The sequence below is a fragment of the uncultured Plantibacter sp. genome, assembly GCF_963518075.1.
In the GTDB taxonomy this organism is placed as follows: Bacteria; Actinomycetota; Actinomycetes; order Actinomycetales; family Microbacteriaceae; genus Plantibacter; species Plantibacter flavus_A.
Genome location: NZ_CAUQHZ010000001.1, coordinates 599,677 through 612,071, shown reverse-complemented (window position 1 = coordinate 612,071; position 12,395 = coordinate 599,677). Strand labels below are relative to the sequence as shown.

General features: G+C 65.4%; 12 protein-coding genes. 6 read left to right on the top strand and 6 right to left on the bottom strand.

Going from position 1 to position 12,395, the window contains the following annotated elements; all coding sequences use genetic code 11:
• Nucleotides 1-1,025 precede the first annotated feature (1,025 nt).
• Genes rsmG through rpmH form a run of 6 tightly spaced genes read right to left on the bottom strand, consistent with a single transcriptional unit; the run spans nt 1,026 to nt 4,018 of the window.
• The gene (gene rsmG, locus RWN05_RS02950) at nt 1,026-1,667 is read right to left on the bottom strand and encodes a 16S rRNA (guanine(527)-N(7))-methyltransferase RsmG (RefSeq protein ID WP_314138396.1); all 642 of its coding nucleotides are present in this window, start codon (nt 1,665-1,667) and stop codon (nt 1,026-1,028) included.
• A gap of 30 nt (nt 1,668-1,697) precedes the next feature.
• A complete protein-coding gene (locus RWN05_RS02945; protein ID WP_314138394.1) occupies nt 1,698-2,201 on the bottom strand; it encodes a R3H domain-containing nucleic acid-binding protein in 504 nt (167 codons plus the stop codon).
• A gap of 8 nt (nt 2,202-2,209) precedes the next feature.
• Nucleotides 2,210-3,193 (bottom strand): membrane protein insertase YidC, encoded by a 984-nt coding sequence (gene yidC, locus RWN05_RS02940; protein WP_064294040.1) that lies wholly within the window; start codon nt 3,191-3,193, stop codon nt 2,210-2,212.
• A gap of 9 nt (nt 3,194-3,202) precedes the next feature.
• Complete coding sequence (yidD, locus tag RWN05_RS02935) at nt 3,203-3,514, bottom strand: membrane protein insertion efficiency factor YidD (RefSeq protein WP_079003764.1); 312 nt, start codon at nt 3,512-3,514, stop codon at nt 3,203-3,205.
• The gene (rnpA, locus tag RWN05_RS02930; RefSeq protein ID WP_079003765.1) at nt 3,511-3,873 is read right to left on the bottom strand and encodes a ribonuclease P protein component; all 363 of its coding nucleotides are present in this window, start codon (nt 3,871-3,873) and stop codon (nt 3,511-3,513) included. Before rnpA ends, yidD begins: the two co-directional genes overlap by 4 nt.
• Nucleotides 3,874-3,880: 7 nt before the next feature.
• The gene (gene rpmH, locus RWN05_RS02925; protein ID WP_056010217.1) at nt 3,881-4,018 is read right to left on the bottom strand and encodes a 50S ribosomal protein L34; all 138 of its coding nucleotides are present in this window, start codon (nt 4,016-4,018) and stop codon (nt 3,881-3,883) included.
• 327 nt (nt 4,019-4,345) lie between these two features.
• Here rpmH and dnaA point away from each other — a divergent pair, with 327 nt between their 5' ends.
• The 6 genes from dnaA to gyrB all read left to right on the top strand — a co-directional run bounded on the left by dnaA (nt 4,346) and on the right by gyrB (nt 12,335).
• Entirely contained in the window at nt 4,346-5,767 is a 1,422-nt protein-coding gene (gene dnaA, locus RWN05_RS02920) for a chromosomal replication initiator protein DnaA (RefSeq protein WP_064294038.1), read from the top strand.
• 468 nt (nt 5,768-6,235) lie between these two features.
• Nucleotides 6,236-7,387 (top strand): DNA polymerase III subunit beta, encoded by a 1,152-nt coding sequence (dnaN, locus tag RWN05_RS02915; protein ID WP_064294037.1) that lies wholly within the window; start codon nt 6,236-6,238, stop codon nt 7,385-7,387.
• A gap of 17 nt (nt 7,388-7,404) precedes the next feature.
• Complete coding sequence (gene gnd / locus RWN05_RS02910; RefSeq protein ID WP_064294036.1) at nt 7,405-8,295, top strand: phosphogluconate dehydrogenase (NAD(+)-dependent, decarboxylating); 891 nt, start codon at nt 7,405-7,407, stop codon at nt 8,293-8,295.
• Nucleotides 8,296-8,455: 160 nt separating this feature from the next.
• Entirely contained in the window at nt 8,456-9,685 is a 1,230-nt protein-coding gene (recF, locus tag RWN05_RS02905) for a DNA replication/repair protein RecF (protein WP_314138384.1), read from the top strand.
• Nucleotides 9,678-10,202 (top strand): DUF721 domain-containing protein, encoded by a 525-nt coding sequence (locus RWN05_RS02900; protein ID WP_064294035.1) that lies wholly within the window; start codon nt 9,678-9,680, stop codon nt 10,200-10,202. The genes recF and RWN05_RS02900 overlap by 8 nt, the downstream gene beginning before the upstream one ends.
• A 123-nt stretch (nt 10,203-10,325) precedes the next feature.
• Entirely contained in the window at nt 10,326-12,335 is a 2,010-nt protein-coding gene (gene gyrB, locus RWN05_RS02895) for a DNA topoisomerase (ATP-hydrolyzing) subunit B (protein WP_064294034.1), read from the top strand.
• Nucleotides 12,336-12,395: the final 60 nt, after the last annotated feature.

Genomic DNA, 12,395 nt, shown 5'->3' with positions numbered 1-12,395 from the left:
TCAACCTTCAGGCACCGAGCACCCTCTACCGAAGCCGACTCGGCGCGCAAAGTGATGCATCGTCAATCGGCAGCACGCCTACTCCGTCCAGGCCGACAGGAGTCACGAGCACGACCTCCGAAGTGCCGGCGCACCTCGACACGTCGTCACGCCGACTGGCCTCTGTGCAGCGCACGTCACCGTCCGGTCGAGGACAGCGCGGGGGGAGCGGCAGGTTGCTCGGATCTGACCGCACCGCTCGACGCCAGAACCTCCGAGAGCGGGGCGCCTTCGACGCGGGCGATAGCACCAGCCCAACCCTCCCCGACCTTCCGTGCGACGGTTCTCCCAGCACTTCAGCCAACACCAACCCGCCGGCGGACATGAGTCTGCCGGCGGCCGGGCACCAGTCAGCCCGCAAGCACCTGAGGAACTGGCGGAATGCGCACCTCGCCGCAGGGGCCCGACGGCACCATCCGCCACGCGATGAACCACCGCGAATCAGTCGAACGTGTGGGACGGGGCGACGCATCTTCCCTGCAACCAAGGGCGAACTCGGGCCCACTCGGACTTCGAACGAAGGCCGCAGATCCCTGACGAGCACGCCCGGATCACCAACCTGGGAGGTTCACCATTGCCACACACACTCGGCCGTCATCTCCGAAGGGTCAGTCGGACGGTCGGCCACCGCGTCGAGTATCGACGTCTGGGTGGGACGATCGGCGGAGCGTGGAGCATCGCCGCCCCGCCAGTGGCCGTGCCGACCCTGCGTCACAGAAACGGGATGACGGGCCAAAGAAGGAACATATATGAGATACCAGGGACCCCAGGGCTGACAAACGTCAGAAAACACTCGAATCCAGCCCGCCCAGCGCGCCGGATTCGCGTCCAAATCGACCGGAGAATCGTTCCTGACGAACTCAGGACCGCTGAACTGGCCGCATATTCTGGGCCGGTTCGTCAGGAGCCATTCTCCCGAGGGCTCACAAGCCGACCGATATCGTCTGCGGCGCCCCTCACGGAGGCCCGGGCGCTCCCGACCGACCTCAGGCGCGAACGCTTCCCACGATGACTCGGGTCGGCTCCGCCAGAACACCCTCTCCAAGCGTTCGAACCTCGACGCCGGAGACCCGGTACTTGCGAAGCTCCTTGGTCGACGCGTCGACCTCCGCCTGCGCGCCGGCGCCCTTCATGAGGACCAGCTCTCCGCCGTCCCGAAGCAGGGGAGCGGTGAGGGGAAGCAACTTGCGCAGCGCACTCACCGCGCGCGCGGTCACCTGGTCGAGGGGCTCGTCGAGACGAACCTCCTCAGCGCGCGCTCGCACGACGATGACGTTCTCGAGCCCGAGGGCGGCGACCTGGTCGTTGAGCCAGGCGACCCGACGTTCCATCGGCTCGATGAGGACGAACTCGACATCTGGCCGCGCAATCGCGAGAACCAGTCCAGGCAGCCCCGCGCCTGTACCGACGTCGCCGACTCGCCCGGCACGAAGGAGCGGTGCCACGATCACGCTGTTGAGGATGTGGCGTGTCCACAGACGCGGAAGTTCCAGGGGCCCGATCAGCCCGAGAGGCTCACCGAACTCCGCCAGGTTCGCGGCGAATGCACGACCGACATTGATCCGGTCGCCGAACAACTCGGCTGCTTTCGCCGGTTCCGGTTCGAGTCCTGCAGGCACGTCAGTCATCGCAGTTTCACGTGAAACGATCAGGCCGCGTCAGCCGCGAGTGATGACGGTGTGACGGTCGCGGCCTTCGCCGTGCGACTCGGACACGAAGCCGCGAGCCGACACGATGTCGTGGACGAGCTTGCGCTCGTAGCTCGACATCGGGGGGAGTGCCGCCTCGGTGGAACCGGCCTCGATGCGCTCGACCGCCCGCTCCACGAGGGAGCCGAGCTCCTGCTGACGCGCTTCGCGGGATCCGCCGATGTCGAGGATGAGCCGCGAGAACCCACCGGTACGGTTCTGAACAGCCAGGCGGGTCAGCTCCTGCAGTGCGTTGACCGTGTCGGGACGCGACAGGAGACGCAGGTTGCTCTCCGTGGGGGAGTCGATCGACACGTACGCGCGACCATTGCGGGCATCGATGTCGATGTCGCCATCGATGTCGCAGATGTCGAGGAACTCCTCGATGTAGTCCGCTGCGACGTCGCCCTCTTCTTCGAGCTGCGTGATGGTGGGCGCTTCGTCCTGGGCCGGGGCCAGTTCCTGGTCAGTCACCGATACTCCTACTTGTCTCGTCCGTCGGTCTGCTGCTTCTTTGCACGCGCCTTGCCCATGGGCTGTTGGCGCTGCGTCGGGGTCTTCTTCTCGGGTACCGGCGCCTCGGAGATCGAGATGACGTCGCCGTTCGGCGTCATGAGCTTGCCCTTCCGTGCGAGACGCTCCTCACGAGCCTTCGCAGCGTCCGAACCAGGGGTGGGCATGTTCCGGATGACGAGGAACTGCTGCACCATGGTCCATGCGTTGGACGTCAGCCAGTAGAACATCACGCCGAGCGGGAAGGCGAAGCCGGAGAAGAGGAACACGAAGGGCAGGATGTAGAGGAGGATCCGCTGCTGCTTGAACTGCGGGCTGGCCTTCGTCTCGGCCGACATGTTCTTCGACACGATCTGCAGCTGCGTGATGAACTGCGAGGCGCACATGAGGATGACCATGACGGCGGCGATGATGACGACCGCCCAGTTGACCGGGTTGCCGGCGAGTGCCGCCTGCATGCTCGTGTGCAGCGGAGCGATCCCGAACAGGTTCGCGTCGCCGAACTGCACGGCGAGGGTCTCGTTCAGGGGGCCGACCCCGGCCTTGCTCTTCTGGGCGTCGTTGAGCACGGAGAACAGGGCGAAGAAGATCGGCATCTGGACGAGCAGCGGCAGACATCCGCTGACGGGGGAGGTGCCGTGCTTCTTGTACAGCTCCATCGTCTCGCGGGACATCGCCTCACGGCTGGCCTGGTCGCGCTTGCCCTTGTACTTCTCCTGCACCTTCTTCATCTGCGGCGCGATCTCGAGCATCTTGCGCTGGCTCTTGATCTGCTTGATGAACAGCGGGATGAGGGCGGCACGGACGACGAGGACGAGCCCGACGATCGAGAGGACCCAGGTGAGACCGGCCGCGGGGTCGAGTCCGATGGCCGTCCACAGCAGGTGCCAGCCCACGAGGAGCAGCTCGACCGCCCACTTGAGCGGCCAGAGAATTGTGCCGATGATGTCCATAGGTGCGGGTCAGCCCTTTCCGTGGCTCGGTTGCACGACAAATCCGTGAGAAGTGACGCTGTACCGGAAGTTCTTCTTGGGCGGTACCTCGTCGAAACGAGGTGCTGCCCAGGGGTGGCATCTCGCGATGCGCGCCGCTGCCATCGCCGAACCGACGACGACACCGTGTTGCTGCACCGCTCCCAGAGCGTACGCGGAACAGCTGGGGTAATACCGGCAGACGTCGCCGTACAACGGGGAGATCGCGGCGCGATACCCGCGAAGCGCCAGCACCGCAGCATTGCGGGGCGCGAGGCAGGTTGCAGCGAGGACGCCGTTCATCGGTGCGCGTCCGCAGTCTCGGCGGTGACACCGCGTTTGGCGAAGGCTCGATCGACCTCGGCATGGAGCGAGGCGAACGGAGCCGTCGCTGCAGACGGCATCGCACGGATGACCACGTCAGCGCCGCGGGCAGCGTGAACGACGCTGTCGTGGCAGATGGCCTTCAAGCGACGTCTGACGAGGTTGCGGGTCACTGCGTTTCCGACCGTTTTCGCAACGATGAACCCGAAGCGCGGCTGTCCGCCCTTCGGGTTCATGCGTACGTACGTGACCGTGTGCTCGCCGACGAACCGGGACCCGCGACGAACTACCCCTCGGTAATCGTCGCCGGACGTGATCCGGCTCGCACGCTCGAGCACGACGGCTCTACGCGGAGAGTTCGGTGCGGCCCTTGGCGCGACGAGCCGACAGGATGCCGCGGCCGGCACGCGTGCGCATGCGCAGACGGAAGCCGTGCTTCTTGGCGCGACGACGGTTGTTCGGCTGGAAGGTTCTCTTGCTCATAATTACGATCTCCGGATCATGACCCACCACTGCACAGGTGGCAGCAGGGTACGGAAGGGTGCCCGTGGGCAGAAGTCAACTGATTAAACCTACGGTCTACTCGCGCGAAGGTCAAACCAGCGGCGCCCAAACGAATGATTATCCACAGGATTCTCAGAAATTGTAGCAGTGACACGCAGGGCGGCCGTACAGTGATTTGGGACTGGGGCGACGTCTTGTTAGCGTAAGCCCTCGGGTTATGCACAGCGTGTGGATAGCACCGCGCTCAGCCCCGAATACTCAGGGGAGAGCCTGTGGATGAACCTGTGAGTATGTGTGGGGAGAACTATGTCGGACGCCGACGATGCGATCGCTGAGACCTGGCAATCGGTGCTCGAGATCCTCTCCGTCGACGACCGCATCACCCCGCCGCTCCGCGGGTTCCTCAACCTCATCGTCCCCAAGGGCATCATGGGCGGCACCTTCTACCTGGAGGTGCCCAACGAGTTCACGATGGGCATGCTCAACCAGCGCATGCGGGCACCGATCCTCGCTGCACTCGCTTCCATCGTCGACGGCGGTCCCGTCGGCAATTACGCGATCGTCGTCAACCCCGACATCGTCGAGGAACGGTACGAGCAGACCGGCTTCCAGCACATCGACCCGGCACCGCTCGAGTCACCGCAGCCGCAGCTGACCCCGACGCCCACGCTTCCGGCTCGCGAGAACGACACCCGACTCAACCCGAAGTACAGCTTCGACAACTTCGTCATCGGTCAGTCCAACCGGTTCGCGCACGCGGCCGCGGTCGCCGTGGCCGAAGCGCCGGCCAAGGCCTACAACCCGCTGTTCGTATACGGCGACTCCGGGCTCGGCAAGACCCACCTCCTCCACGCCATCGGCCACTACGCGATGAACCTCTACGCGGGGATCCGCGTCCGGTACGTGTCCAGCGAGGAGTTCACGAACGACTTCATCAACTCGATCGCCAACAACCGCGGCTCGTTCTTCCAGTCGCGGTACCGCGACATCGACATCCTGCTGATCGACGACATCCAGTTCCTCCAGGGCAAGGCGGAGACGCAGGAGGCCTTCTTCCACACCTTCAACACCCTGCACGATCACAACAAGCAGGTGGTCATCACCAGCGACCTGCCGCCGAAGGCCCTCACCGGCTTCGAAGAGCGGATGCGTTCCCGCTTCGAGTGGGGACTCATCACCGACGTCCAGGCTCCCGACCTCGAGACGCGCATCGCGATCCTGCGCAAGAAGGCGCAGAACGAGAAGCTGCACATCCCGGACGAGGTCCTGGAGTTCATCGCCACCAAGGTGTCGAGCAACATCCGTGAGCTGGAGGGCACGCTCATCCGGGTCGTCGCGTTCGCGAGCCTGAACCGGACCGCTGTCGACATGACCTTGGCCCAGACGGTGCTGAAGGACGTCATCAGCCTCGACGACGACAACGTCATCTCGCCGATCGACATCATCAACACGACGGCCGACTACTTCAAGCTCTCTGTCGACGACCTGTACGGCTCGAGCCGGTCGCAGGCCGTGGCGACGGCACGTCAGATCGCGATGTACCTCTGTCGCGAGCTCACGAACCTCTCACTCCCGAAGATCGGTCAGCTGTTCGGCAACCGGGACCACACGACGGTCATGTACGCCAACCGGAAGATCACCGACCTCATGCAGGAGAAGCGCTCGATCTACAACCAGGTGACCGAGCTCACGAGCCGCATCAAGCAGAACCTCCGCTACGGCGCCTGACGCGTCCTGGTGAACGTTTCCGGCCTCTCGGCGCACTCGGTGTGCTCGAGGGGCCGATTTCGTTCATCAGGCGACGACGAGCGCTCATTCGACGACAGGATGTGCGACCGATCTCTCCACATTCCGCCTTCGTAGCCCTGTGGATAACCTGTGGAGAGATGTGGAAGCTCCGGGCGGGCTTGTGAGTGAACATCATTCACCGACCTTCGCGTCCCACACCCTCGTGTCGTTCTCTCCACAGGCCACCACCAAGTTACACACATGTAGTTCCCTGTGTTCGAGCGGGTTCGGCGGACTTATCCACAGTTTCCACACCGGTTAAGACTGTTAACCGTTAATTCAATGATCTCTCCGCCAAACAACCTTTCCCCAGGCTCGCTTCTCCACAGCACCTCGTCCCACTCGACCCCGGAAGCAGACCCACTAGCATTGGTGACGTCATCGAGAGCCAGAGACAGGGGACTTGTCGTGCGATTCAGCGTCAACCGGGATGTATTCAGCGAAGCCGTCTCGTTCGCAGTGAAGCTGCTCCCGCAGCGCCCGACGCTGCCGATCCTGAACGGCATCCTCATCGAAGCCGGTGACGACGGTCTCATCCTGTCCTCCTTCGACTACGAGGTCTCCAGCCAGACCGGCATCGCGGCCGAGGTCGAGGAGGCCGGCACGGCACTCGTCAACGGCCGGCTGCTCTCGGAGATCGCCAGCCGCCTTCCGAACGCGCCCGTCCGGTTCAGCAAGGTCGAGAACCGCATCGAGGTCACCTGTGGTTCTGCCCGGTTCACGCTCGGATCGATGCCCGTCGAGGAGTACCCGACGATCCCGCAGGTCGACGCCGACTTCGGCCTCGTGCCCGCCGATGAGTTCGCCACCGCAGTGAGCCAGGTCGCTGTCGCCGCGAGCCGTGACGACGTGACCCCGGTCATCACCGGCGTGCAGCTCGAGGTCTCCAAGACGAGCCTCAGCCTCGTCGCGACCGACCGCTACCGCGTCGCGGTCCGCGAGATCGACTGGGACTCGGGCCAGGGCGACGGTTCCAGCGAGACGATCACGGCCCTCGTGCCGGCCCGCACCCTCCAGGAGGTCGGCAAGACCTTCGGCCACAGCGGCAACATCAACGTCGCGATCACGAATCGCGACGACCGCGAGCTCATCGCGTTCCGGGCCGACCGCAAGACGGTCACCTCGCTGCTGATCAAGGGCAACTTCCCGCCGGTCAAGCGGCTCTTCCCCGAGACGACCGACAACTACGCGATCATCAACACCGCGGAACTCATCGAGGCGACCAGGCGTATGTCGCTCGTCCTCGAGCGCGAAGCGGCCCTCCGCTTCACCTTCACCATCGACGGCCTCACGCTCGAGGCCGTCGGATCCGAGCAGGCGCAGGCATCCGAGGGCATCGACGCCCTCCTCACCGGCGACGACATCGTGCTCTCCCTCAAGCCGCAGTTCCTGATCGACGGTCTGACCGCGGTCCGGAGCGAGTACGTGCGGTTCTCGTTCACGAAGACGGAGAACACGAACAAGCCGGGACCCATGCTCATCACGAGCCAATCCTCCAAGGATCAGCCGGGTGCCGACAGTTACAAGTACCTGCTGCAGCCGAACCTGCTGCTGCGCTGACACGCAAAGGATCCTCCATGCACATCGGTCTCGTCGGTCTCGGCAAGATGGGCAACAACATGCGCACGCGTCTGCGTGCGAACGGCATCGAGGTCACCGGTTTCGACCGGAACCCCGATGTCACCGACGTCGCGACGATCAGCGACCTCGTCGCTGCGCTCCCGGCACCTCGCACGGTCTGGGTCATGGTCCCCGCCGGGGCCATCACCGACTCCGTCGTCGAGGAGCTGAACGGCCTGCTCGAGGCCGGCGACCTGATCATCGACGGCGGCAACAGCCGCTTCACGGACGACTTCAAGCACGCTGAACTGCTGTCGGCGAAGGGCATCGACTACATCGATGCCGGCGTCTCCGGCGGTGTCTGGGGTGTCGACAACGGCTACGGCCTCATGGTCGGCGGTTCCAAGGAGCAGGTGGAGCGGGTCATGCCCGTCTTCGACGCCCTGCGCCCCGAGGGCCCTCGCGATGAGGGCTTCGTCCACGTCGGAGAGGTCGGCGCCGGCCACTACGCGAAGATGGTGCACAACGGCATCGAGTACGCGCTCATGCAGGCGTACGCCGAGGGCTTCGAGCTCCTCGACAAGCGCGAGGACATCATCAAGGACGTGCCCGGCACGTTCAAGGCCTGGCAGCGCGGCACCGTCGTGCGGTCCTGGCTGCTCGAGCTCCTCGTCCGCGCCCTCGAGGAGGACCCGGACTTCGAGCAGATCGAGGGCTACGTCGAGGATTCGGGTGAAGGCCGCTGGACGATCGAGGAGGCCATCGCGAACGCGGTGCCCGTCCCGACCATCTCCGCGTCGATCTTCGCCCGCTTCGTGTCGCGCCAGGAGGACTCGCCGGCCATGAAGGCGGTCGCCGCACTCCGCAACCAGTTCGGCGGACACGCGGTCAAGAAGGCCGACGACTGACGACACGACGTCTCCTGACGAACGAAATCGACCCTCCCGGAGCATTCCGCTTCGCTGGAGGGTCGATTTCGTTCACCCTGCGTCGTCGTGACGGCCGCGCTCGGACGTCCGACGGCGCCCCGACCCGTTCGGCGTCAGGGCGAGGCGGTAGGGTGACGTGGTGATCGTGCGGCACTTGAATCTCACCGACTACCGCAACTACGCGGTGGTCGACGTGGCGCTCGAACCCGGACCCAACCTGTTCGTGGGTCGCAACGGCCAGGGCAAGACCAACCTCGTCGAGGCGATCGGATACCTCAGCAGCCTCGGGTCCCATCGGGTCTCCTCCGAACAGGCGCTCATCCGACACGGTGCCGACGCGGCGATCATCAGGGCGCGCATCGTGCACGACGGTCGTGAGCTGCTCGCCGAGGTGCAGCTCAACCGGGGTTCGGCCAACCGCGCCCAGGTGAACCGGTCCCAGATCAAGCCGCGCGAACTGCCGCGGTACGTGTCCACCGTGCTGTTCGCCCCGGAGGACCTCCTGATCGTCCGCGGCGACCCGTCGGCGCGCCGGCGGTTCATCGACCAGCTCCTCGTGCAGCGGATCCCCCGGCTGGCCGGCGTGATGGCCGACTACGACCGCTCCCTGAAGCAGCGGAACTCGCTCCTCAAGTCGGCGAGGGCGCGCGGGCTGAAGTCCGGGCCCCTGGCGACGCTCGACCTCTGGGATGACCGGCTCGTGCAGTACGGCACGGAGATCATCGCGGAACGTCTGCAGCTCCTGGCCATGCTCGGTGGGCCACTGCGTGCCGCGTACGAGGCCGTGGCCGGCGACGATCACCGACCGGTCCTCCTGCCCGTGCTCAGTATCGCCGGCACCGACGCCGAGGACGAGTCGGCAGCCGCCGATCCCACGGAAGGCGTGGAGCCGGGCGCCCCTGTCGATCTTGCGCGTATCGCGGAACGGTTCCGTGCGGCGCTCGCGCAGCGCCGGTCGGCCGAGCTCGAACGGGGCCTGACGCTCGTCGGGCCACACCGCGACGACGTGTTCTTCGGTCTCAACGGGCTGCCGGTCAAGGGGTACGCGAGCCACGGTGAATCGTGGTCGTTCGCGCTCGCCGCCAAACTCGCCTCAGCCGAGCTCCTCCGCGCCGACTCGTCCCTCGGTGATCCGGTGCTCATCCTCGACGACGTCTTCGCCGAGCTCGATGCACGTCGCCGGGAACGCCTCGCGGCCGCAGTCGCGGAGTACGACCAGGTCATCATCACCGCGGCCGTGTTCGACGACGTCCCCGAACGGTTCACCGCGCACGTCGTGCGCATCGAAGCCGGACGGATCGTGGACGGTCCGGGCGGGGCGGCCGGCCCAGTGAACGAGGCGCTCACCACGGAGTCGACGCATGACTGAGCCGCGGCGACTCGGACGGGACGCCGACCCGGCGGGGGAACTGTCCGCCACGGTGTACCTCCGGTTCAAGGAGATCTTCGGCGGCGAACGGGTCTCCCGTGATCGCAAGCGCCGGGAACGCTCGGCCGAGGGGCCGCAGGACTCGGTGCCGTACGGAGTCGGACGCGACCCCAAGGGCCTCGGGACGGTCATCGATTCGCTGACCGCCGGACTCGGGTGGAACTCGCCACTCGCCCAACACGAGGTCCTCGGGAACTGGGCGGAGTTGTGCGGCGAGGACACCGCCAGGTACTCCGAACCGGTGTCGATCGCGGACGGCGTCCTGCTCGTCCAATGCCAGTCGACGGCCTGGGCGACACAGTTGCGACACATGCGCCACGAGATCCTCGTCCGCATCGCCGAACGCTATCCCGACGCCGGTGTCGACACGATCCGTTTCCAGGGCCCCGGAGCACCCTCCTGGAAAAGAGGCCCCAGGTCGATCCCAGGGCGTGGTCCACGCGATACTTACGGCTAGGGAGGCAAATACGGCCTCCGGGCATGGAAAAGTGCCTCAAACGGGCGTTTTCTCGCGGCTTCACGGGGTCTGTTTGGTAGGATGGAACGGTCGAATCTCGACGGTTTGGAGCCCTCTTTCCCTATGACATCAGAACCCAACACGCACGCCCAAGACTCTGATTACGGCGCAAGTGCCATCCAGGTTCTCGAAGGTCTCGAAGCCGTCCGGAAGCGGCCCGGTATGTACATCGGGTCCACCGGTCCACGTGGTCTGCACCACCTGGTCTACGAGATCGTCGACAACTCCGTGGACGAGGCCCTCGCCGGCTACTGCGACACGATCCTCGTGACCATCCTGGAGGACGGCGGCGTCCGCGTCATCGACAACGGTCGAGGCATCCCGGTCGACATCCACCCGGTGGAGAAGAAGTCGACCGTCGAGGTCGTCCTGACCATCCTGCACGCCGGCGGCAAGTTCGGCGGCGGCGGGTACGCGGTCTCCGGTGGGCTCCACGGCGTCGGTTCGTCCGTCGTCAATGCACTGTCCACGCGCCTCTCCGTCGAGGTCCGTCGTCAGGGTTCGGTCTGGCGCCAGAGCTTCCAGCACGGTGTCCCCGACGCCCCGCTCCACGAGGACGAGCCGTCCTCCGAGACGGGCACCACGATCACCTTCTGGCCGAGCGCCGAGACGTTCGAGACGACGGAGTTCGACTACGAGACGCTGCGGACCCGCTTCCAGCAGATGGCCTTCCTCAACAAGGGCCTCCGTATCGAGCTCGCCGACGAGCGCCCGTTGCGCGACGCCATCGAGGCCGACGACGTCGACGACAACTCGGCGGCCCACTCGCAGCGCAAGGACGTCTTCTTCTACGAGCGCGGTCTCGAGGACTACGTCGAGTACCTGAACAAGGCCAAGCGGGCCGAGCTCGTCCACGACGAGATCATCTCCTTCGAGTCGGAGAACACCGAGCGCAAGATCGCGCTCGAGGTCGCGATGCAGTGGACGACCGCGTACAACGAGAGCGTCCACACCTACGCGAACACGATCAACACGCACGAGGGCGGCACCCACGAAGAAGGGTTCCGCGCAGCGCTCACCACGCTCGTGAACCGTTACGCACGTGAGAAGGGCATCCTCAAGGAGAAGGACGACAACCTCTCCGGCGACGACGTCCGTGAGGGCCTCACGGCCGTCATCTCCGTCAAGCTCTCCGAGCCGCAGTTCGAGGGACAGACGAAGACCAAGCTCGGCAACACCGAGGCGAAGGCGTTCGTGCAGAAGGTCGTCAGCGAGCAGCTCAACGACTGGTTCGACCGCAACCCGAACCAGGCCAAGGAGATCATCCGGAAGGCGCTGCAGGCCGCGACCGCTCGACTCGCCGCCCGCAAGGCCCGCGAGACGGCCCGTCGCAAGGGCCTCCTCGAGGGTGGCGGCATGCCCGGCAAGCTCAAGGACTGCCAGTCGAAGGACCCGTCGCTGTCCGAGATCTTCATCGTCGAGGGTGACTCCGCAGGCGGCTCCGCCGTGCAGGGTCGCAACCCGGAGACCCAGGCGATCCTCCCGCTCCGTGGCAAGATCCTCAACGTCGAGAAGGCACGCCTCGACCGCGCCCTCGCGAACAACGAGGTCCAGGCCATGATCACGGCCTTCGGTGCCGGCATCGGTGAGGACTTCAACCCCGACAAGGTGCGGTACCACAAGATCGTGCTCATGGCCGACGCCGACGTCGACGGCCAGCACATCACGACGCTCCTGCTGACGCTCTTGTTCCGCTACATGCGTCCGCTCGTCGACCTCGGTTACGTGTACCTGGCGCAGCCGCCGCTCTACCGCCTGAAGTGGTCGAACGCCGACCACCAGTACGTCTACAGCGACCGCGAACGCGACGCCCTCCTCACCGACGGTGTCGCCTCGGGCAAGCGCATCCCGAAGGAGAACGGGATCCAACGCTACAAGGGTCTCGGCGAGATGAACTACAAGGAGCTGTGGGAGACCACGATGGACCCGCAGACGCGGACGCTCCTCCAGGTCACCCTCGACGACGCCGCGGCTGCCGATGAGATCTTCTCCACGCTCATGGGCGAGGACGTGGAGTCCCGCCGGACCTTCATCCAGAAGAACGCGAAAGACGTCCGCTTCCTCGACATCTGAGCGGCACGAACCACCCTCATCCACCGGTCACTGAGCTTGTCGAAGTGACCCACCTCGCAC